The organism is Streptomyces sp. DSM 40750, assembly GCF_024612035.1.
Lineage (GTDB): Bacteria > Actinomycetota > Actinomycetes > Streptomycetales > Streptomycetaceae > Streptomyces.
In genome coordinates this window covers 5,673,511-5,692,925 of record NZ_CP102513.1, presented here as the reverse complement: position 1 = coordinate 5,692,925, position 19,415 = coordinate 5,673,511, and the positions used below count along the sequence as shown (strand labels likewise).

Sequence of the window (19,415 nt, the reverse complement as noted above, 5' to 3'; positions counted from 1 at the left end):
GGGCTCCCGGGCAGTAACCGGGCTTGGGGCGCCGTTACCCCATTCGCTAAGGTCTCGGGCCATGGCTGACAACCAGGGCCCCCAGGGCAACTACGACCCCGCGGGCAGCACCCAGATGTTCCGCGCCTTCGTCGACGAGACACCTGCGGGGGGCCGACGGACGGCCGCGGCCGCGGCCGGGTCCTCCGGGCCCCGGATCGGTGTGATCGTCGGTGTGATCGCGGCGGTGGCCGTGGTGGCCGCCGTGGTGTGGCTCGCGCTGGCGTGAGTGTGGCGCCTGCCGGATGGGTGCCTGCTCATCTGCCGGGTTCTTGTGATCTTGCGGCTGCCGGTCTGTTCGTGGCGGGTCGCGCGGTTCCCCACGCCCCTGAAGGCGCCGGGTGGCACCCACGCTCTCAGGGGCGCGGGGAACCGCGTGAGCAACCACCTACGACCCGCACTCGCCCACCACCTATAAGCACCCACCTATAAGCACGACAACCGCCGGGCTGCCCTCTCAAGGGCACCCCGGCGGTCACGTGTCAACGTGTCCCGTGGGACTCAGTCGGAGATCAGGCCCTCGCGGAGCTGGGCCAGGGTCCGGGTGAGCAGGCGGGAGACGTGCATCTGGGAGATGCCGACCTCCTCGCCGATCTGGGACTGCGTCATGTTCGCGAAGAAGCGGAGCATGATGATCCGGCGCTCGCGGGGCGGCAGCTTGGCCAGCAGCGGCTTCAGGGACTCGCGGTACTCCACGCCCTCCAGCGCCGTGTCCTCGTAGCCGAGGCGGTCCGCGAGGGAGCCCTCGCCACCGTCGTCCTCGGGGGCCGGGGAGTCCAGCGACGACGCCGTGTACGCGTTGCCCACCGCGAGGCCGTCGACGACGTCCTCCTCGGACACGCCCAGTACGGCGGCGAGTTCGGTGACCGTCGGGGAGCGGTCGAGCTTCTGGGACAGCTCGTCGCTGGCCTTGGTGAGGGCCAGGCGCAGCTCCTGGAGGCGCCGCGGGACGCGGACCGACCACGAGGTGTCGCGGAAGAACCGCTTGATCTCGCCCACGACCGTCGGCATCGCGAACGTCGGGAACTCCACGCCCCGTTGGCAGTCGAAGCGGTCGATCGCCTTGATCAGGCCGATCGTTCCGACCTGGACGATGTCCTCCATGGGCTCGTTGCGCGACCGGAAACGGGCGGCGGCGTAACGCACCAGCGGGAGGTTGAGCTCGATGAGGGTGTCCCGGACATAGGCACGCTCGGGGCTGTTCTCGTCGAGTGCGGCCAGCCGCAGGAACAGGGAGCGGGACAGGGTGCGGGTGTCGATGTTCGCCGAGGCCGACAAGGCCGGGAAGTCAGTCACCGGAGGAGCCGGGGGACCGGGAAGGTCCTCAAGCGCCTGAAGGTCCTGAGGGGCCTGGATAGCGTCGGGCGCGGTCTCGCTCTTGTCGAGCGTGAGCACCTTCGAGCTGCCCTGGTCTGCGGACATGCCACCCCCTTTGGGTCGCGGACGGTCGCGGCGGACGCTCCGTCGTAAGGAACGCAGCCTCCACCTGAATACCGGCGGCGAGGCCACGGCAAACGCGCTGGGGGAAGAATGTCACACGTCGGCAACGCGATGTAGTGACATGTCGACATGGAGAGGGTGAATAGGCCCTGGAAAAAGGCGGTCTGAGTGGCTTTCAGGTCGGAACGGCCGGAAAGAAGGGTGATGGGTGATTCGCTCTCCCCGGTGATACCTCGACAGCGCATTCGGTTACGCCCATGGCCTGCATGCGCGTCCCGCTGGCTGATTCTGTGCGCCCCGCCTGCCTTTGTGCGCCCCGTGTGCCCCATGGTCCATCCGCGATGCGACGGGGGTCCTTTGGTTACCGACGGTCACCCGTCTCGTGCCGGGGCGGCGCCCCGAAGGAACGCGGGGAACTGCGCGACCAGCCGCACTCGATCCACGGCCGCAAAACCACAGGAAACCGGCAGATGGGCAGGTACCCGGCGCTCCAAGCGGAGCGCCTACGCCTCGATCCGGTTGGCCGACCGCAGCCGCGCGAAGCTCCGGGCCAGCAGCCGCGACACATGCATCTGGGAGACCCCCAGCTCCGCGCTGATCTGCGACTGCGTGAGGTTGCTGTAGTACCGGAGCAGCAGGATCCGCTGCTCGCGTTCGGGGAGTTGGACGAGGAGATGCCGTACGAGGTCGCGGTGTTCGACGCCGTCGAGCTCGGGGTCCTCGTAGCCGAGCCGGTCGAGGAGCCCCGGCATTCCGTCGCCCTCCTGGGCGGCCTCCAGCGAGGTCGCGTGGTACGAGCGTCCCGCCTCGATGCAGGACAGGACCTCGTCCTCGGTGATGCGCAGCCGCTCGGCGATCTCGGCGGTGGAGGGGGTGCGTCCGAAGGCGGTGGTGAGGTCCTCGGTCGCGCCGTTCACCTGCACCCACAGCTCGTGCAGCCGGCGCGGGACGTGGACCGTGCGGACGTTGTCGCGGAAGTACCGCTTGATCTCGCCGACGACGGTCGGCATCGCGAAGGTCGGGAACTGTACGCCCCGGTCCGGATCGAACCGGTCGATGGCGTTGATCAGCCCGATGGTGCCGACCTGGACCACGTCCTCCATGGGTTCGTTGCGGGAGCGGAAGCGGGCGGCCGCGTAGCGCACGAGTGGGAGGTTCGCCTCGATGAGCGCCCCGCGCACGCGGTTGTGCTCCGGGGTGCCCGGCACCAGATGCTTCAGCTCACCGAAGAGCATCTGGGTGAGCGCCCGGGTGTCGGCGCCGCGACGTTTCTCCGGGACGGGGGCCGTGACCTGGGTCGGCGAGGGATCGGGAGCCGGGACGTCTTCCTGGGGAGGCGCAGTACTGGCCGACACGGTCAACGCCACCTCTTCATCCATCAACTCAACCGTCAAAAGCGGTCATAGCATCACAAGACATGTGCACTGTGATCAAGCACCGCATATCGCCGTGTTGAACGAGAGTTGAGCGCAGGAAGGGCAATTGGGTGTAAAAATCCCCGCACTGTTCGGGTGCGGGGCGGAAGATACGGCCGTATGGCTGGGAACGCGTTCGTGCGGCTGGGAACGCGTTGCGCGGCTCGGATGCGTCGTACGGCTCAGAACGCGTCGTACGGTTCCGAACGCGTCGTTGGGCTCAGAACTCGTAGTCGGCGATGATCCACGTGGCGAACTCGTGCCACAGGGCGACGCCGGCCTGGTGGTCCGGGTGCTCGACGTAGGTGCGCAGCGCGTCCGCGTCGTCGAACGCCGAGTTGATCGCGAAGTCGTAGGCGATGGGCCGGTCGCTGAGGTTCCAGCCCAGCTCCCAGAAGCGGATCCCCTCGATCTTGCCGTCGAGCGCGCGGAAGGCGTCCACGCCCTTCACGACGCGCGGGTCGTCGCGCTCGACACCCTCGTTGAGCTTGAAGAGGACCAGGTGGCGGATCATGGGAGCTCCGGGAAGGTCGTACGAGGTGCTGGTGCTATTCGGCCCCGTCGGCGATCCAGGTGAAGAAGTCGCCGATGGACTGGGCGGCGTTCGAGACGCCCTCGAACCCTATCTGGACGTAGTCGGCGGCGTTTTCCGGGTCCGTGATGATCACGTAGAGCACGAAGACCACGAGCACATACAGCGCGATCTTCTTTCCTTGCACCGCCACTGCGGCCTCCCCCGCCTCTGTGCCCCGTGGGCCCCTTGGGTCCTCTTTGTCGGCCGCGAGTGTAACCCGATCATGCGTTCGCAGGAGAGACCGGAAACGCACGAAGGGCCCCGTCTGACGACGGGACCCTTCTTCGGCGGTAGCGGAGGGATTTGAACCCTCGGTGACTTGCGCCACACTCGCTTTCGAGGCGAGCTCCTTCGGCCGCTCGGACACGCTACCGAGAGAGACCTTACAACAAGGTGGGGCGTGCTTTGAAATCGGTATCGGGCTGGGCCTGAGGCCGGTGCGGACGTGGTGGCGACGCGGTGCGGACGAGCCGTCAAGGAGTCGGCACCTGAGCGTCAGCGGGACGTCAGCGGGACGTCAACGGGTGCGGAAGAAGTCGGTGAGGAGGCGGGCGCACTCGTCGGCGAGTACGCCCTCGACGACCTCGGGGCGGTGGTTGAGCCGACGGTCGCGTACGACGTCCCAGAGGGAGCCGGTGGCGCCGGCCTTCTCGTCACGGGCGCCGTAGACGACCCGGTCGACCCGGGACTGCACGAGCGCGCCCGCGCACATCGTGCAGGGTTCGAGGGTGACGACGAGCGTGCAGCCGATCAGCCGCCATTCGCCGAGTGCTGCCGCCGCCCGGCGGACGGCGAGCACCTCCGCGTGGGCGGTCGGGTCGCCGGTCGCCTCACGTTCGTTGTGCCCGGTGGCCAGCACGGTCGTGCCGTCCGGGGACAGGACGACCGCACCGACCGGGACGTCACCGCCCTCGGCGGCCCGCCCGGCCTCGGCCAGGGCGAGCCGCATCGCGGCCCGCCAGCGGTCGCGTACCGGATCGGGGCCCGGTGCCTCTGCGTCGGTTGCTTCGGTCACCCCGGGAACGTAGCGGATGGCCCTAGCGGACCGTCTCCAGGACCTCCGACGCCCCGAGGGCCTCGGCGATCGAGTTGAGGGCGTCGTCGGCGTCGAGGGCGCGCAGCTCCTTCTCGCTCACCCCCAGGTCGTCGAGGATCTCGCTGTCGCCGACCGGGCTGTGCGGCACGGCCTCGGCGGCCGTGTCGTCGTCCTCGTCGTCAGGCTCACCGTCCTCCGTGCCGTCGAGGTCGAGGGCGTCCAGGTCGGGGTCGTCGTCGCCGGGCTCCCTTCCGAGCAGTTCGTCGGTGAGCAGGATCTCGCCGTAGCTGCTGCGGGCAGCGGCGGCGGCGTCAGAGACGTAGATACGAGGGTCTTCCTCGCCATCGATGCGGACGACGCCGAACCACGCGTCCTCCTGCTCGATGAGCACCAGCACCGTGTCGTCCTCGGGCGAGGCTTCACGGGCCAGGTCGGCCAGATCCGACAGGGTTTCCACATCGTCGAGCTCTCTGTCGCTCGCTTCCCACCCGTCTTCGGTGCGCGCGAGCAGTGCGGCGAAGTACACCGTGACTCTCCCACTGGTCATAGGCGTGCCGGTTGGGGGTCCCCCCGGCGGAGGTTGCGGATGGGGAGGCTTGCGGTCCGAGCCCCACCCACTCGGAATCGTGGCAGAAACAGAGCGCCCAGGGGACATCTTCGGCTCCCTGTGTCCGGCTCTTTTGATCGCCGGTGGGTCCGCCGTTCACCTGCGCACCTGTTGCTGCCACCAGCGGATCGTACGCGGAGTTCCTGGCCGCATCCGCACGGCCACCCCGGGAACGGCCCACGCGTACCCCGGGAGCACGGGATGGGGATCCGTTGGGACGAGTGGGGAGGGAAGGAAGGTGAGGGAGAGCCAGGTGAGGGAGGACCGGGAGGGGCGGGGTGAGCCGAGAGAAGGGCCAAGGAGGGGGCTGGGTAGAGGAGTGGGTGAGCCAAGCGCGGCGGTGTCTGTTCCGCCCGAGGTCACCAGCGGAAGGTACGCATACGCATGGCGTGGCGGAGTCGGGCGGCCTTGGCGCGTCGCGGCTGGACCCGGTCCCGCAGTTCCCGCGCTTCCGTCCGCTCCCGCAGGAACTGCGCCCGTCGCCGCCGACGTGCGGCGTCGTTCTCCCGCTCGTCCTCCTGCGCCCCACCGGCTGCCCGCGCCTGGCCGTTCGTGCGTGCCGCCCCGCCGGTCGTCTGCGATGCCCCACCGGCGGTCTGCGCCGTTCGTCCGGCTGTTCGCGCTGCCCGGTCCGGCGTAGGCGCCGTCCTGCTGGTCGTCTGTGTCGTGCCGCCGTCAGTCGTCCGTGCCGTTCTGTCGACCATGCGCCCCCGCTCGGCCCTCTGCTGCTGGTCAGCAGCATGCTCCTGATCGGTCCCCCTGTTGGTGTCGCGCTGTCGCGGGGAACCGTCGTCCACGTCTGCCATGGGCTCACCACCGTCCGGCGTCGGCTCGGCAGTCCAGCTACGTTCATCCCACTTTCCCTCCGACGGGGGGTTTGATGCCATCGGGAGGGTGAAGCGGGTGGCGGGGCGGGGACGAGCCGGGGACGGGGCGCTGGGCGTTGTGGCCGCGGTTACTGTTGTGGACATGCGTCTCCATGTCGTCGACCACCCCCTGGTCGCTCACAAGCTCACCACGCTGCGCGACCGGCGCACCGACTCCCCGACCTTCCGTCGTCTCGCCGACGAACTGGTCACCCTGCTCGCCTACGAGGCCACGCGGGACGTGCGCACGGAGCAGGTCGACATCACGACGCCGGTCGCCTCGACCACGGGCGTCAAGCTCTCCCATCCGCGTCCGCTCGTCGTGCCGATCCTGCGGGCCGGCCTCGGCATGCTGGACGGCATGGTCCGGCTCCTGCCGACCGCCGAGGTGGGCTTCCTGGGCATGATCCGTAACGAGGAGACGCTCCAGGCCTCCACGTACGCCTCGCGCATGCCCGAGGACCTCTCCGGGCGCCAGGTGTACGTCCTCGACCCCATGCTCGCCACCGGCGGCACGCTCGTCGCCGCGATCCGTGAGCTGATCGCCCGCGGCGCGGACGACGTGACCGCCGTGGTGCTGCTCGCCGCCCCCGAGGGCGTCGAGATCATGGAGCGCGAGCTGGCGGGCGCCCCGGTGACGGTCGTGACCGCCGCCGTCGACGAGCGCCTCAACGAGCACGGCTACATCGTGCCGGGCCTGGGAGACGCGGGCGACCGGCTGTACGGCGCCGCCGAATAGCCCCGTACGTCCCGTACGAGGGGCCCTTCACGGGGGCCCTTCACGGGGTTCGGTTCAGCAGGTCTTCGTGGCGGTGGGCGTCGGCACGGGCCTGGCCAGGGTGGCCAGGGCCCTGTCGGCGTCCTTCTGCTTGCTGAGGGACTTGAAGCCGGTGCCGATGATCAGGTCGACCTCGGTGGCCTTCGCGCGGCCGTCGGTCTTCATCCGGGCGCCGGTGAGCTGGGTGTTGAGGACGGGCAGCGCCGCGTCCTCGGCGGCCTTCGCGCCGAGCAGTAGCGCGGTGCCCTTGACCTTCTTGTCGTACTCCTCGGTCGCGTTGCCCACGTTCCCGATGCGGAAGCCGCGCTTCTTCAGCTCGTCCGCGGTCTCCTTGGCGAGGCCGGCGCGTGGTGTGGCGTTGAGGACGTTGACGGTGATCTTGCCGGGCGCGGGGAAGTCCTTCCCGGACGTGCCGGACGACCCGGATGCCTTAGACGCCCCGGACTTCCCGGAGGCCCCGGACTTCTCGGCCGGTCCGCCCGCCGTCGGGGAGGGGCTCACCCGGGACGCGCAGTCCGCCTTCGGGCCGGCCGCGGCCGCCTGGTCGTTGTCGCCGGTGAAGACGTCGATGAGCTGCAGGGTTCCCCAGCCGATGAGGCCCAGCGCGGTCGCGGACGCGACGACCGCGAGCACGAGCCTGCGGCGCCTCCTGGGTCGCCGCAGCCGCGGGTACTTGTCCCCCGTGATCCGGTACTGGCCACCCATGCCGGGAGGAGTCAGCATGCTCATGGGCGCAGCGTAGTGCCGTTGGACGGTGATGCCTACTAGATGATCATTGACCGCACTGCAGTCCAACCCGAAAGGGTCAACCGTGGACCGTCCGGGTCGTCGCGGCGCTGCCCGTGCGGCTGTCAGCAGGGGCTGCTTGGGACGGCTGCCCGGGGGGGCTTATGAGGGCTGCTTGTGGCAACTGCTTGTGACAGCTGCTTGTGACAGCTGTCCGCGTGGGCTAGTCCAATTCGAGGACGCGGGCGTGGAGCACCTGGCGTTGCTGAAGGGCCGCGCGGACCGCGCGGTGGAGGCCGTCCTCCAGGTACAGATCGCCCTGCCACTTCACCACGTGCGCGAAGAGGTCGCCGTAGAAGGTGGAGTCCTCGGCGAGGAGGGTCTCCAGGTCCAGCTGCCCCTTGGTCGTCACGAGCTGATCGAGGCGGACCGGGCGCGGCGCGACGTCCGCCCACTGCCGGGTGCTTTCCCGGCCGTGGTCGGGGTACGGCCGGCCGTTTCCGATGCGCTTGAAGATCACACGGAAAGCCTACCGGTCGAGACGTTCCGGGCGCAGCCATGGCGGCGGAGTGCGACCCCGGAAAACACGCAACATAGCGGTGCGAAACGGTAATTCTGTGGGGGTTCGGTGCTGGTCCTGGGTGCTTGGTGGGGCACTCGCGGGTTGTCTGTGCGTCCTTTACGTGTTCCCTGCGCGGCCTCGCTGGGGCCTTGCCGGGGCTTCTCCAGGGATTCTCCGGGGCTTTTCCGGAGGGGCGCCGCGATGTCGGCGGTGGTCTTCGGCGGGTTGCCTGGGGTTCTCCTGGGGAGGCGGCTGTTCCTGTGGGGCCTGCCGCTCGCCCAGTGCGTAGGCAGGGGCATACGGCGGGGCATAGGGCGGCGAAGCCCTGGAGCTGGGTGCTCCAGGGCGTTCTTTGTCGGGTTGTGGAGGGGGTCAGTTGTGGTCCCGGTTCTTCGGCGGGTGCTCGTCCGTGCTCGGGTCGCTGGGGTGGTCGGGGGCCTGTTCGGGGGTTGGCTTGGGGGTGTCGCGTAGGGCCTCTGCGCGTAGGAGGGCGTGGAGGACCGTGTAGTGGTCGGCGGGCATGGGGGTGTCCTGTCCTGTGCTGTGGGTGGTCTTGCGGTGCTGTGTCGGTGGGGTGAGTGAGCTTTGGGCTCTCTCAGCAGCGCAGGACCACGGAGCGCAGGGCGTGCAGGGCGTACGGGGCGTACGGGCGCTGCAGGCGGGGTGGGGCGGGGAAGGCGCGTCCGTGGTGGGTCGCGGGTGGGTGGCGGCGGGATGCGACCGGGGACGGGCGGGTGGCGGTGGCCGGGCGGGGGGTGTGGCGGGTCGGGGGGCGAGAGGTGTTCTCGATCAGGTCGTACTCGGCTGTGGGCGCCTCGCTCGACAGGGTGGGCGGGAGGGTGGCGTGGGTTGTGCCGTGGGTGATGGGGACGAGGAGGGCGAGGGTCAGTGCGAGCACTCTGAGCCAGGATCTGCCCCCGCCCCCGGGTATGTGCCCCGCTCGGGGGCGGGTTCCCCTGGGGGCGGGGTGGGGGGTGCGTCGGGTGGTGCGGGCAGTGCTCACGAGGGATGTTTTCCCGGCGGGTGGGTCGGGGCCTCGTGTGGGGTGGGAGATCCGCTCGCTCGGCGTAGGGGGTGTTTGTTTTGTCTCGCCCCGGCTGCCGCTACCCATCCCCTCCCCAGGGGCGCTGCCCATTCGTCTCCGGACTGCGATCCGGGGGCTGCGGCCCACAGGCCTCCGCTGAGCGGGACGGGGTGTTTGCGGGTGGGTGGGGAGGAGGTGAAGGGGGTCTGGGGTGCGTGGGTGGGTGCGGGTCCGTCGGGGCTTGTCGCGCAGTTCCCCGCGCCCCTTCGGGGCCGGGCTGCAGTGCCCCGTGTTCTGACGGGCTGAGACCCTTCTGGGCCTGGTGGGTTACTTGCCGGAGGTCTTCGCGGCCTTCTCGGCCTTGGCGGCCGCCTTCATCTCCTGTTTGTGGGCGCGGACCTTGGCGAGGGAGTCGGGGCCCTTGATGTCGGCGACGGAGCGGAAGGAGTCGGGGTCGCCGTAGGAACCGGCGGCTTCGCGCCAGCCGGTGGGGTGGACGCCGAGTTGTTTGCCGAGGAGGGCCAGGAAGATCTGGGCCTTCTGGTGCCCGAAGCCGGGGAGGGATTCGAGGCGGGAGAGGAGTTCCTGGCCGGTCGTCGCGCCCTGCCAGACCGCGCTCGCGTCGCCGTCGTAGTGGTCGACGAGGTACTGGCACAGCTGCTGGATCCGCTTGGCCATGGAGCCGGGGTAACGGTGTACCGCCGGTTTGGTGGACAGCAGTGCGGCGAAGGACTCCGGGTCCATCGCCGCGATCTCGTGGGCGTCCAGGTCGTCCGCGCCAAGCCGTTGGGCGATGGTCCAGGGGCCCTTGAACGCCCACTCCATCGGCACTTGCTGGTCCAGCAGCATGCCGACCAGCGCGGAGAGCGGACTGCGCCCGAGAAGCTCGTCCGCCTCGGGATCCTGGGCGAGGTGAAGGGTGACGTCCATGCCCCGATGATCGCGCGCCGAGCGATTCACCGCAGCCCCGGCCTCCGGTCGATGTCGCGGGGCCGGGCCGCGTCATCATCCTGGCTGGGGGCTGGGGGCTGGGGGCTGGGGGCTGGGGGCTGGGGGCTGGGGGCTGGGGGCTGGGGGCCGGATGCCGGATGCCGGATGCCGGGGCGTGCGCCGCCTTCTGGCTCCGGTCATGGTCCCGGTCAGGGTGGCGCTCGGTTGGTCTGGTCTGGTCTGGTCTGGTCCGACTTCGGCGCACGGCGGTGCGTCGTAGCCCGGCTCCGGTTCCGCCCTCGGCCCGTCGGGGCCCAGTGGTCCCTCGGCTCCCCTCCTTCGTCCTACGGCCGCCAATAGCCCAGCGCGTGCATTCGCTGCTTCGGCAGGGCGAGGTCCTTGCGGAAGTACGCCGACAGGGATCGTGTCGTCGCGGTGTCGCAGGCGATCCAGACGTAGGGGTTGGGGGTGTCTTTCAGGAGGGCGGGGGCGTCGGTCTTCACCTGGGTGAGGAGGCGGGCGCCGGCGTCCTGGCGGGGGACCGGCCGGAAGTCGTGGCGGGTGGGGTCGAGGTGGAGGGGGAGACCGTCCGTCCCGGCGGCCTGGTCCAGCGCCTGGTCCAGCGTATGGGGCTGGGCTTGGGAGGGAGCCTGGGCCTTGGGCTCGGCTTCCGCCGACGGCTCCACGGCCGCCTCGGCCTCCGCTTCCCCCTCTGTCTTTGCCTTTACCTCTGCCTCTGTCCCTGCGCCCGTTTCCGTTTCCGTTTCCGTTCCCGCCGTTCCCCTCTCCTCCGGCGTCTCGAACCAGATCGTCGCCGGAGCCGATGGGTGCGCGTTCAGGAGGGAGTTGATGGCGGGGAGGGAGGCCGGGTCGCCGATGGCGAGGATGTGGGTCGGGGTCGGGTCGGGGGCGGTGAAGGCGGTGCCGTGGACCGTGGCCTCGATCGTGTCGCCGGGCTTCGCGGCGCGGGCCCAGTCGCTGGCGTGGCCGTCGTGGAGGGCGAACTCCAGGCTGAAGGTGCCGGCGGTCGGGTCGGGGTCGACCAGGGTGTATGCGCGCTGGTGCGGCTTGCCTGCCGCCTCGAACCAGAGGCGTACCCACATCGTCGGGTGGAACCCTGTCACCGCGAGCATGCCGCCGTCGGTGAGGTGGAGCCGGCGGTAGTGCTCGGTGACTTGTTCAGCACCCGTCACCGTGAAGACGAAGTCCTTCGCGCGGAGCAGTTTGAGGACCGCTCCCTCCCAGCCGTGCCCCTGCCCCATGGCTTCTGCACCCTTCACGTACGCTTTGATCACAGACTGCTTAGGTGAGGCTAACCTAATACACAGGTGGGATACAGGGATGCGGAAAATCGGCGGTACACAGGGGCACGCCCAAGCGAGCGGTTTGAGCCACGAGGCATGCGGGACATATCGCGACGCCTGGGGTATTCCTCACCTCCGCGCCGCCGACGCCCGTGAACTCGCCCGCGCACAGGGCCGCGTCACCGCCCTCGACCGTGCCTGGCAGTTGGAGGTCGAACGCCATCGCGTCCAGGGCACCTCGGCTGCCTTCCTCGGCGCCGACGCCCTCGGCTGGGACCGGTTCGCGAGACGGGCCCGCCTCGCCGACACCGCCCGAAGATGCTTCGCCCGGCTGGAGAGAACGGACCCGGAGACCGCCGACTGGGTCCAGGCGTATGCGGACGGCGTGAACGAAGGGCTTGTCGAAGGCGGGCGGCGCGCGCCCGAGTTCGAGCGGGTCGGGCTCGTCCCCGGGCGTTGGGAAGCCTGGCATCCGCTCGGTGTCTGGCTCGCCACGCACATCCTGTTCGCCGGGTTCCCCGCCAAGCTCTGGCGCGAGGAGGCCGTACGGCATCTCGGCGCCGACGCGGTCGGGCTCTTCGCCACCGACGGGCCCGCCACCTCCGGCAGCAACGGGTGGCTCGTCGACGGCTCTCGTACGACGACCGGGCAGGCCGTCATCGCCGGCGACCCGCACCGGTTCATCGAGGAGCCCGGCGTCTATCAGCAGATCCACCTCTCCTGCCCCGAGTTCGACGTCGTCGGCCTCGCCGTCCCGGGCATGCCCGGCATCGCGCACTTCGGTCACACGGGCGACGTGGCCTGGGCCATCACCAACGCCATGGCCGACTACCAGGACCTGTACCGGGAGCGACTGCGATTCCGCCGGGCCGGTGGGGAAGGAAGCCGGGGCTCGGGCGTGGTCGAGGCGCTCGATCCTGACGGGGTGTGGCGGGCCGTGCATCGGCACGTGGAGGTCATCGACGTCGCGGGCGGGGAGCCCGTCGAGGTGGAGGTGATCGAGACCGCGCGCGGTCCGGTCGTCATCGGGGGCTCGGATCCCGACGCCGACCTCCACTCCGACGGCCGCACCGGCGCCGGCCCCAGCTCCGATTCCGACTTCGACTCCGATTCCGACTTCTCCTTCGACTCCGAGCCTGTCGGCCCCATCAGCCTCCGCTACCCGCCCCGCGTCACCGAGGACCTCGGGCTCAGTGCGCTCCTCCCCCTTCTCCGGGCCCGTGAAGTCGCCGATGTGGACCGCGCGTTCGATCGTTGGGCCGAGCCTGTGAACGTCGTGCAGGCCGCGGACACGCGGGGCGGGGTGCTGCACCGGGTGGCGGGGCGGGTGCCCGTGCGGAGCCGGGACAACCGGACGCGGATCGTGGCGGCCTGGGAGCCGGGGCACGAGTGGGAGGGGTGGCACGAGACGCCGTACGGCACGTTCGAGGGCGGCGTCGCAGTGATGGCCAACCAGCGTGGTCCGGCGACCCCGCTGGGCGTGGAGTTCGCCCCGCCGCACCGGGCCGGACGTATCCGGGCGATGCTGGACGAGAAGCAGGTGTGGTCCGCCGCGGACATGCCCACCATCCACATGGACACCCATCTGGCCTCCGCCGGGCCCCTGTTGGATCACTTGGCCGCCCTCACCGACGCCGCCGACGGCACCACGCTCACTGCCCTCACCGACGGCACCGCCCTCGCCGACGCCTCCGACGCCCCTCGCATCCCCGAGGCCGGCCCCGACCGACCGGCGCCCCTCACCGAGGCCGCGGCCGGGCTGCGCGAGCGGCTGCTGCGCTGGAACCGGCGTATGGACGCCGACAGTGTCGACGCGGCGGTGTACGCGGCGCTGCGTGGGGCGGTCGTACGGCGGCTCGCGGCGCAGCCCGCCTTCGCGGCGCTGGCCGTGCCGCCGACGTATCCCGAGGTTTTCCGGCCGTGGCTCTCGCTCACCGTTCGGATCGGGTTCGCGCTCGAACACCTGCTCAGGGCCGAGGAGTTGTACGGGATCGACCGGGCCGCGCTCGTGCGGGAGGCGCTGGAGGAGGTCGCCGGTGGTGAGGCCGGGCGCTGGGGCGACAGCCATCGGCTCGCGCCGTGGCGTGCTCTCCCGGACGACGACGACCCGAACGCCTCCAGCACCTCCAGCGCCTCCAGCGACGAGCCGGGGCTGGCCGGTGACCACGACTGTGTGCTCTGCACCTCCGCCGTCCCCGGTATCACCGACCTCAGCGCTCGCGGGCCCGCCGCCCGGTACGTCTGGGACCTGGCCCGGCGCGAGGACAGCCTCTGGGTGGTGCCGTTCGGGGCGTCCGGCGTCGGCGGGTCGGCCCACCACCGCGACCAACTCCCCCTGTGGTTCAGGGGAGACCTCGTACCGGTCGTCACCGACTGGGACCGGCTCACCAAGGACGACGACAGCAACCACGGCAACGACCACGGCAACGACAGCCAGAACAGCGAGGAGAAGCGCCATGACCGTTGAGTCGTATGAGTACGAGTCGTATGAGTCGTACGGCGGCCGTGTGGCCGTCCATGAGCAGGTCGTCGACGGGTTCGGGACCGTGCGGATCCTGCCGTTGGACGCGAAGGCCGATGCCGAGGTGGTCCATGGGTGGGTGAGTGAGGCGCGGGCCGGGTTCTGGGGCATGAACGGGCTCACGAAGGAGCAGGTGCGGGAGATCTACGAGCACCTGGACACCCTCGACACCCACCACGCCTACCTCGCGGTGCGCGACGGCGAGCCGGTCGGGCTGCTGCAGACGTACGAGCCGGAGGCCGACCGGGTCAGCGAGTGCTACGAGGTCGAGCCCGGGGACATCGGCGTCCATGTGCTGCTGGCCCCCGCCGGGGAGGGCGGGGCGCGACCGGGGTGGTCGTCGTCGGTGTTCGCGGCCTTCACGTCGTACGTCCTGGTCGGGCTGGACCGGCGGCGGGTCGTCGTCGATCCGGACGAGCGGAACGAGAAGGCGATCGCGCGGTTCGCGCGGCAGGGGTTCGAGTGCGGGCCGGTCGTCGTGCTGCCGGAGATCGATCTGCCGGATGTGTATCTGCCGGAGAAGCGGGCGCGGTTGGCGTTCCTGAGGAGAGAGACGGTGATCGGTCGGTAGTTCGGACGCTGGGCGTAGCCTCGGGCGGGTGACTCCTGAAGACCTCATAGCGCACTACGAGTTGGAGCCCATTCCGCGCGAGGGCGGGCGTTTCCGCCAGACGTGGGCGGGGCCCGGGCGGGGTGACGGGCGGCCGGAGGGGACCGCGATCGTGGCCCTGCTCACCACCGAGCCGGGCGACTGCTCCGCGCTGCACCGGCTGCCCGGCGACGAGATCTGGCACTTCTACCTCGGCGACCCGCTCCGGATGCTGCTCCTCGCCCCGGACGGGTCCTCGCGCGTCATCGTCCTCGGACCGGATGTGCTCGACGGGCAGTACGTGCAGTACGTCGTGCCCGCCGGGACCTGGATGGGCGCGTGGGTGCCGGGTGGTGGTGGCGTGGGCTGGACGTTGTTCGGGTGCACGATGGCGCCGGGGTTCACCTTCGAGGGGTACGAGCACGGGGACGCCGTCGAGTTGGCGCGGCTGTACCCGGACCGGGCCGCCCTGATAGGGGAGCTGGGGCGGGCATAGGCCCGGTTCGGGCCGCCGCCGGTCGCGTTGAACGCGGTGTTCGCGGTGTGCGTACGTATCCGAGGAGTCCGAGAGCCGGCGACAGTGGATCCGGAGCAAGACGTGGGGCAAGGCAGGGACAGGAACCTGGTCGAGAACAGGGCCAGGGACACGGACACGGACACGGACGGGAACAGCGACAGCAATCGCGACAGCACTCGTGGCAGCAACCGCGACAGCAACCGCGGCAGCGCTCGCGACAAGGACAGAGGCACGAGGCGACATGGCGGAACCGGCGGGGCCACCGGCGGGTACGGACGCCGAACCGGCGGCCGGGGCCGAGGGGTTCAGCGCCTGGTGCTGCTGGGCACCGTGCTGGTCCTGTTCCTCCTCGGCGGGGCGGGGACGGCGTCCGCGCACGCCGCTCTCAAAGGGAGTGACCCCGCCGACGGAAGCGTCCTCGACTCCGCTCCCCGGGACGTCACCCTCCGCTTCACCGAGTCGGTAAGCCTCCTGGAGGACTCCATCCGCGTCGTCGACCCGGAGAACCGGGCGGTCGACACCGGCAAGCCGGGGCGCGCGGGCGGCCGTTCCGACACGGCACGTGTCACCCTCCCCACCGGCCTCGACGACGGCACCTACACGATCGCCTGGCGGGTGGTCTCCGCCGACAGCCACCCGATCTCGGGTGCCCTGATCTTCTCGATCGGTGAACCCTCCGCGACCTCCGCGGTTCTCCCCGCCGACCTCACCGAGGACCCCCTCACCGCCTCCCTCTACGACATCACCCGCTACTTCGCGTACGGCGCCCTCGCCCTCCTCATCGGCGTGACCTTCTTCCTGGCGGTCGTGCTCGGCGGCCCGAGCGAGGTGCTGAGCAAGCTGCTCCTGGCGGGCTGGCTGGCGCTGCTGCTCGCCTCGGCGGTTCTGCTGCTGCTCCGTGGACCGTACGAGCGGGGCAGCGGCATCGGGGCCGCCCTCGACCTGTCCGTCCTGCGCGAGACGATGGCGAGCCGGCCGGGACTCGCGCTGCTGGCCCGGCTGGCGCTGCTCACGGCGGCCGCGTTCCTCCTCGTACGAGTACGTCGGCGGCAGGAGCGGGAGAAGCAGGCGACATGGGAGAGGGGCTCGCTCGTCTGCGGGGCCCTGCTCTCCGTCGGCCTCGCCGGTACCTGGGCGGCCGCCGAGCACGCCTCCGCCGGTATCCAGGTGCCGGTCGCGATGACCTCCTCGGTGCTGCACCTGCTCGCCATGGCCGTCTGGCTGGGTGGACTGACCGCCCTGCTCACCGTGCTGTACCGGGCGCCGAGGTCCCTGTCGACCGCCGTGGTCAACCGTTTCTCCCGCCTCGCCTTCGCCTCGGTGATCGTCCTCGCCGTCACCGGCGTCTACCAGTCCTGGCGCGGCCTCGGCTCCTGGTCCGCCTTCACCTCCACGGCATACGGGGAGGTCCTCGTCGCCAAGCTGGGCGCGGTGCTGCTTCTGCTGGTGGCGGCGGGGGTCTCGCGGCGGTGGACCGGGCGGTTGGGGGCGGTTTCGGGGGAGCCCGCCGAGCAGGCGAAGCCCGCCGAGCAGGCCGAGGCCGCCGTGTCGACGAAGGCTGCTGAGCAGACGAAGGCCGCTGAGCCGACAGAGGCCGCTGAGTCGACAGAGGCCGCTGAGTCGGCGAAGGCCGTCGAGCAGGCCGAGGTCACCGAGCGGTCGGCCGTGGCCGTCGCCGTGGTCGTGGCGGCGCGGGTGCCCGAGCGGGTCGGGGCCGTGACGCGGGTCGCCGACGCGGAGGACGACGGGGACGAGAGGGGCGCGGAGGGCGACGGGGACGAGAGGGGCGCGGAGGGCGACAGGGACGAGAGGGGCGCGGAGGAGGCCGGGGCGGACGTACCGGCCGGTGCCGCGGATGACGCCGACGCTTCGGATGACGCCGCCGATGTGCCCTCCGGGGGACCCGACGACGTACACCCTGGTCACCAGGGCGGCGAGGGCGAGGATTCGCCGGCCGATCTGCGGCGTCAGGGGCTGCGGCGTTCCGTGCTCGCGGAGTTCACCGTCGCGGTCGTGGTGCTGGTGATCACCACCGTGCTGACGGGGACCCTGCCCGGCCGGGCGGCGGCGGAGATCGCGAAGGAGAGTGCGAGCGGGGCGGCGGCCGGTGCGGTCACGTCCTCCTCGATGACGGTCCCCTTCGACGTCGGCACCCCGAACGGTCACGGCAAGGTCCAGATCGACCTCGGTCCGGGACGCGTCGGCAAGAACTCCGTGCAGGCCGTGGTCTTCGGCCCCGACGACGGCATCGCGACCGTCCCCGAACTGCGTCTCACCTTCACCCTGCGGGCCCAGAAGATCGGCCCGATCGACGCGAAGCTCACCAACCGCGGCGGCTACTGGGCCACCGACACCCTCCAGCTCCCCCTGCCCGGCAAGTGGACGATGAAGCTCACGGTCCGGACGACGGAGATCGACCAGGTCACGGTCGAGAAGTCGGTGCGGGTGAGCTAGCCCGGCGGGCTGCGGAAGCCTTTCAGCCGGGTGCCGGGTGCCGGGGCCCGGGGCCCGGGTGCTCACGTCGCGTCGAGCACCCGGCGCATCGTCTCCGCCGCTCGTACGGCCGCGTCGGCGCAGCAGTTGTTGAAGAGGACGTGCAGTTCGTCGACCTGTTCGGCGGCCGCCCTCAATCGGGGTGCCCACTCGGCGAGTTCGGGCTCGGAGTAGGCGTACCGGAATCGGTCCTCCTTGCTGCCGGTGCCCCAGGCGGGGCTGCGCCCGTGGAACCGTACGACGGCCAGCTCGGGGGAGGTGACCGGGGCCAGGGGAGGCAGGGAGGAGTCCAGGTCCCGCGCCATGTCGACACCTACGGCGATCAGACCGAGCCGGGCCAGCAACGCCGTCGTCCGGTCGGCCTGTTCGCCCCGCCACCACCCGGGGTGCCGGAACTCGACCGAGACGGGCCAGCCGGCCGTACGCTCCGCGCACTCCTCCAGTGTCCGCTCCGCCTGCTGTCCCGGCTGTCCCGGCGCGAACCACGGCGGGAACTGGAAGAGGACCGCGCCCAGTCGGCCGGCCGTCCGCAAGGGCTCGACGGCGTGGGCGAACCGTTCCCACACCCGGTCCGGTAACTCGGGGTTCTTGTCGCGCCGGTTCTCCCGTAGCCCCTCCCGCAGGTCCTCGGGCAGGGCCGTCGGGCGGGTCGGGTGGCCGGTGAGCAGGGAGAACGCCTTGACGTCGAAGCGGAATCCGGGGGGTGTCCGCTCGGCCCAGAGGAGGCTGTTGCGGCGGCTGGGCAGGGCGTAGTAGCTGGAGTCCACCTCGACGACCGGGAAGTGCTCGGCGTAGTAACGGAGCCGGGGTTCGGCGTCGCGACAGCCGCGCGGGTACCAGCCGTTGGCCAGCAGCGCGCGGTCCGTCCACGAGCAGGTTCCGACGAGTACGTCACCCATGGGGGCCGGTTACCCGGAATCCGGGGCCTGGTTACTCGCCCCCCACCGGCCGCTGCTCGCTCGGGTCGTGCAGCGGCGCGCCGCAGAGCGACTTCGACGGGGTGCCGTCCACGCCGACGGGTGGGGCCCCGGCGACCATGACGCGGTGCATGATGCGCGGGAAGTCCAGGTGGGCGGTGTCGTTGGGGGCGAGGTGGACGGTGGCGCGGTTGTCCCAGAGCGCCACCGAACCCGGCTCCCAGCGGAAGCGGACCGTGTACTCGGGGCGCGTGATCTGCTCGACGAACATCTCAAGGAGCAGCCGGCTCTCGGCCCGGGTCACGTCGACGATGTTCTCGACGTAGTACGGGTTGACGTACAGGATCCGTTCGCCGGTCTCGGGGTGGATGCGGACGACCGGGTGGACGGACGCGACCTGGTGGTCCTGGAGGTGGTGGAGGTACGGGTCGGGACCTGAGCGGGCGAGATAGCCGACACCGAGGCGGTGCTCGGCGCGCAGCCCGTCGGCGAACCGGCGTACCGGCTCGGACAGGCCCGCGTAGGCGGTGGCGAGGTTGGCCCAGGTGGTGTCGCCGCCGTACGGCGGCACGCGTTCGGCGCGGAGCAGGGTCAGGGCGGGCGGGTCGATGCGCGCGGTGTGGTCGGCGTGCCAGCCGCGGAGCGTGGAGTGGCGGCGGCGTTCCAGCCATTCGGCCTGGTCCATGCCGTGCTTGCGGCCCAGCTCCTGACGGTCGGCCGTCGTCTCGATCTCCGGGTACTCGGCGGGTGAGACCGAGCCCCTCGAACGCGGCCGGATCGGCTCGCCGAAGCGGCGCGCGAACGCGATCTGTCCGGCGTGGTCCAGCTTCTGCTCCCGGAAGAACACGACCTTCCAGCGGAGCAGGGCCGCGCGGATGCCGGCGATGGTCGCGTCGTCGAGGGGGCCGACGAGGTCGACGCCGTGGATGTCGGCGCCGATGTACCCGGAGGCCGGGCGTACGTCGAGGCCGTCGAGGGGTCCCGCCGTGTCGATGGTCGTCATCGCTCACCCTTTGCCGTGTCGGTCGCACGTGTCATGTGCGTCATACGTGTCGCATAGGTCGCATCGGTTGTTCC

21 protein-coding genes and 1 tRNA gene are annotated in these 19,415 nt (G+C 70.8%); 6 read left to right on the top strand and 16 right to left on the bottom strand.

The genetic code is table 11. From position 1 onward, the window contains the following. The first annotated feature begins 61 nt into the window (after nt 1-61). The gene (locus tag JIX55_RS25480; RefSeq protein WP_257565599.1) at nt 62-268 is read left to right on the top strand and encodes a hypothetical protein; all 207 of its coding nucleotides are present in this window, start codon (nt 62-64) and stop codon (nt 266-268) included. Nucleotides 269-540: 272 nt separating this feature from the next. On the opposite strand, the gene JIX55_RS25475 is transcribed toward JIX55_RS25480, so the two are convergent. The 8 genes from JIX55_RS25475 to JIX55_RS25440 all read right to left on the bottom strand — a co-directional run bounded on the left by JIX55_RS25475 (nt 541) and on the right by JIX55_RS25440 (nt 5,917). Beyond that, nucleotides 541-1,461: an RNA polymerase sigma factor SigF gene (locus JIX55_RS25475; RefSeq protein ID WP_257565598.1), complete on the bottom strand. Its 921-nt coding sequence runs from the start codon at nt 1,459-1,461 to the stop codon at nt 541-543. 521 nt (nt 1,462-1,982) lie between these two features. Then, nucleotides 1,983-2,858 carry an RNA polymerase sigma factor SigF gene (locus JIX55_RS25470; protein WP_257565597.1) on the bottom strand — a complete coding sequence of 292 codons (876 nt, stop codon included), beginning with the start codon at nt 2,856-2,858 and terminating at the stop codon, nt 1,983-1,985. Between the two features lie 256 nt (nt 2,859-3,114). Beyond that, the gene (locus tag JIX55_RS25465) at nt 3,115-3,408 is read right to left on the bottom strand and encodes a Dabb family protein (protein ID WP_257565596.1); all 294 of its coding nucleotides are present in this window, start codon (nt 3,406-3,408) and stop codon (nt 3,115-3,117) included. Between the two features lie 34 nt (nt 3,409-3,442). Next, a complete protein-coding gene (locus tag JIX55_RS25460) occupies nt 3,443-3,619 on the bottom strand; it encodes a hypothetical protein (RefSeq protein ID WP_257565595.1) in 177 nt (58 codons plus the stop codon). Between the two features lie 137 nt (nt 3,620-3,756). Then, nucleotides 3,757-3,841 (bottom strand) — tRNA-Ser (locus JIX55_RS25455). A 144-nt stretch (nt 3,842-3,985) separates the two neighbouring features. Beyond that, nucleotides 3,986-4,417 carry a tRNA adenosine(34) deaminase TadA gene (gene tadA, locus JIX55_RS25450; RefSeq protein WP_257569481.1) on the bottom strand — a complete coding sequence of 144 codons (432 nt, stop codon included), beginning with the start codon at nt 4,415-4,417 and terminating at the stop codon, nt 3,986-3,988. A gap of 88 nt (nt 4,418-4,505) precedes the next feature. Then, nucleotides 4,506-5,030 carry a tRNA adenosine deaminase-associated protein gene (locus JIX55_RS25445; protein WP_257569480.1) on the bottom strand — a complete coding sequence of 175 codons (525 nt, stop codon included), beginning with the start codon at nt 5,028-5,030 and terminating at the stop codon, nt 4,506-4,508. 440 nt (nt 5,031-5,470) lie between these two features. Continuing rightward, nucleotides 5,471-5,917, bottom strand: coding sequence for a hypothetical protein (locus JIX55_RS25440; RefSeq protein WP_257565594.1), 447 nt, complete (start codon nt 5,915-5,917; stop codon nt 5,471-5,473). Between the two features lie 163 nt (nt 5,918-6,080). On the opposite strand from JIX55_RS25440, the gene upp reads away from it, so the two are divergent. Beyond that, nucleotides 6,081-6,716 (top strand): uracil phosphoribosyltransferase, encoded by a 636-nt coding sequence (gene upp / locus JIX55_RS25435; protein ID WP_257565593.1) that lies wholly within the window; start codon nt 6,081-6,083, stop codon nt 6,714-6,716. A 54-nt stretch (nt 6,717-6,770) separates the two neighbouring features. On the opposite strand, the gene JIX55_RS25430 is transcribed toward upp, so the two are convergent. The 6 genes from JIX55_RS25430 to JIX55_RS25400 all read right to left on the bottom strand — a co-directional run bounded on the left by JIX55_RS25430 (nt 6,771) and on the right by JIX55_RS25400 (nt 11,259). Then, a complete protein-coding gene (locus JIX55_RS25430; RefSeq protein ID WP_257569479.1) occupies nt 6,771-7,460 on the bottom strand; it encodes a LytR C-terminal domain-containing protein in 690 nt (229 codons plus the stop codon). Between the two features lie 244 nt (nt 7,461-7,704). Continuing rightward, nucleotides 7,705-8,001 (bottom strand): type II toxin-antitoxin system VapB family antitoxin, encoded by a 297-nt coding sequence (locus tag JIX55_RS25425; protein WP_003999914.1) that lies wholly within the window; start codon nt 7,999-8,001, stop codon nt 7,705-7,707. 414 nt (nt 8,002-8,415) lie between these two features. Then, entirely contained in the window at nt 8,416-8,565 is a 150-nt protein-coding gene (locus tag JIX55_RS25420; protein ID WP_257565592.1) for a hypothetical protein, read from the bottom strand. A gap of 73 nt (nt 8,566-8,638) precedes the next feature. Next, nucleotides 8,639-8,941 carry a hypothetical protein gene (locus JIX55_RS25415; protein ID WP_257565591.1) on the bottom strand — a complete coding sequence of 101 codons (303 nt, stop codon included), beginning with the start codon at nt 8,939-8,941 and terminating at the stop codon, nt 8,639-8,641. A 453-nt stretch (nt 8,942-9,394) separates the two neighbouring features. Next, nucleotides 9,395-9,997: an HhH-GPD-type base excision DNA repair protein gene (locus JIX55_RS25410; protein ID WP_257565590.1), complete on the bottom strand. Its 603-nt coding sequence runs from the start codon at nt 9,995-9,997 to the stop codon at nt 9,395-9,397. A gap of 344 nt (nt 9,998-10,341) precedes the next feature. Beyond that, nucleotides 10,342-11,259, bottom strand: a complete 918-nt coding sequence (locus JIX55_RS25400; RefSeq protein WP_257569478.1) for a siderophore-interacting protein — start codon at nt 11,257-11,259, stop codon at nt 10,342-10,344. Nucleotides 11,260-11,338: 79 nt separating this feature from the next. On the opposite strand from JIX55_RS25400, the gene JIX55_RS25395 reads away from it, so the two are divergent. From JIX55_RS25395 to JIX55_RS25380, 4 genes are all read left to right on the top strand, one after another. Beyond that, nucleotides 11,339-13,768, top strand: coding sequence for a penicillin acylase family protein (locus JIX55_RS25395; protein ID WP_443046517.1), 2,430 nt, complete (start codon nt 11,339-11,341; stop codon nt 13,766-13,768). Next, nucleotides 13,758-14,393 carry a GNAT family N-acetyltransferase gene (locus JIX55_RS25390; RefSeq protein ID WP_257565588.1) on the top strand — a complete coding sequence of 212 codons (636 nt, stop codon included), beginning with the start codon at nt 13,758-13,760 and terminating at the stop codon, nt 14,391-14,393. The genes JIX55_RS25395 and JIX55_RS25390 overlap by 11 nt, the downstream gene beginning before the upstream one ends. Before the next feature lie 28 nt (nt 14,394-14,421). Beyond that, nucleotides 14,422-14,907 (top strand): cupin domain-containing protein, encoded by a 486-nt coding sequence (locus tag JIX55_RS25385; RefSeq protein WP_257565587.1) that lies wholly within the window; start codon nt 14,422-14,424, stop codon nt 14,905-14,907. Nucleotides 14,908-15,243: 336 nt separating this feature from the next. After that, complete coding sequence (locus tag JIX55_RS25380; protein ID WP_257565586.1) at nt 15,244-17,382, top strand: copper resistance CopC/CopD family protein; 2,139 nt, start codon at nt 15,244-15,246, stop codon at nt 17,380-17,382. A gap of 62 nt (nt 17,383-17,444) precedes the next feature. Here the strand turns inward: JIX55_RS25380 and JIX55_RS25375 are convergent, their stop codons facing one another. Then, nucleotides 17,445-18,320, bottom strand: coding sequence for a DUF72 domain-containing protein (locus JIX55_RS25375; RefSeq protein WP_257565585.1), 876 nt, complete (start codon nt 18,318-18,320; stop codon nt 17,445-17,447). Nucleotides 18,321-18,351: 31 nt separating this feature from the next. Continuing rightward, nucleotides 18,352-19,341: a TauD/TfdA dioxygenase family protein gene (locus JIX55_RS25370; protein ID WP_257565584.1), complete on the bottom strand. Its 990-nt coding sequence runs from the start codon at nt 19,339-19,341 to the stop codon at nt 18,352-18,354. Between the last annotated feature and the right edge of the window lie 74 nt (nt 19,342-19,415).

Excerpts from the sequence above, each read along its gene's own strand:
- JIX55_RS25480 (WP_257565599.1), top strand. The coding sequence starts at position 62 with ATGGCTGACAACCAGGGCCCCCAGGGCAACTACGACCCCGCGGGCAGC.
- JIX55_RS25475 (WP_257565598.1), bottom strand. The coding sequence starts at position 1,461 with ATGTCCGCAGACCAGGGCAGCTCGAAGGTGCTCACGCTCGACAAGAGC.
- JIX55_RS25470 (WP_257565597.1), bottom strand. The coding sequence starts at position 2,858 with ATGGATGAAGAGGTGGCGTTGACCGTGTCGGCCAGTACTGCGCCTCCC.
- JIX55_RS25465 (WP_257565596.1), bottom strand. The coding sequence starts at position 3,408 with ATGATCCGCCACCTGGTCCTCTTCAAGCTCAACGAGGGTGTCGAGCGC.
- tadA (WP_257569481.1), bottom strand. The coding sequence starts at position 4,417 with ATGCGGCTCGCCCTGGCCGAGGCCGGGCGGGCCGCCGAGGGCGGTGAC.
- JIX55_RS25440 (WP_257565594.1), bottom strand. The coding sequence starts at position 5,917 with ATGGCAGACGTGGACGACGGTTCCCCGCGACAGCGCGACACCAACAGG.
- upp (WP_257565593.1), top strand. The coding sequence starts at position 6,081 with ATGCGTCTCCATGTCGTCGACCACCCCCTGGTCGCTCACAAGCTCACC.
- JIX55_RS25430 (WP_257569479.1), bottom strand. The coding sequence starts at position 7,460 with ATGGGTGGCCAGTACCGGATCACGGGGGACAAGTACCCGCGGCTGCGG.
- JIX55_RS25420 (WP_257565592.1), bottom strand. The coding sequence starts at position 8,565 with ATGCCCGCCGACCACTACACGGTCCTCCACGCCCTCCTACGCGCAGAG.
- JIX55_RS25410 (WP_257565590.1), bottom strand. The coding sequence starts at position 9,997 with ATGGACGTCACCCTTCACCTCGCCCAGGATCCCGAGGCGGACGAGCTT.
- JIX55_RS25400 (WP_257569478.1), bottom strand. The coding sequence starts at position 11,259 with ATGGGGCAGGGGCACGGCTGGGAGGGAGCGGTCCTCAAACTGCTCCGC.
- JIX55_RS25395 (WP_443046517.1), top strand. The coding sequence starts at position 11,339 with ATGCGGAAAATCGGCGGTACACAGGGGCACGCCCAAGCGAGCGGTTTG.
- JIX55_RS25390 (WP_257565588.1), top strand. The coding sequence starts at position 13,758 with ATGACCGTTGAGTCGTATGAGTACGAGTCGTATGAGTCGTACGGCGGC.
- JIX55_RS25375 (WP_257565585.1), bottom strand. The coding sequence starts at position 18,320 with ATGGGTGACGTACTCGTCGGAACCTGCTCGTGGACGGACCGCGCGCTG.
- JIX55_RS25370 (WP_257565584.1), bottom strand. The coding sequence starts at position 19,341 with ATGACGACCATCGACACGGCGGGACCCCTCGACGGCCTCGACGTACGC.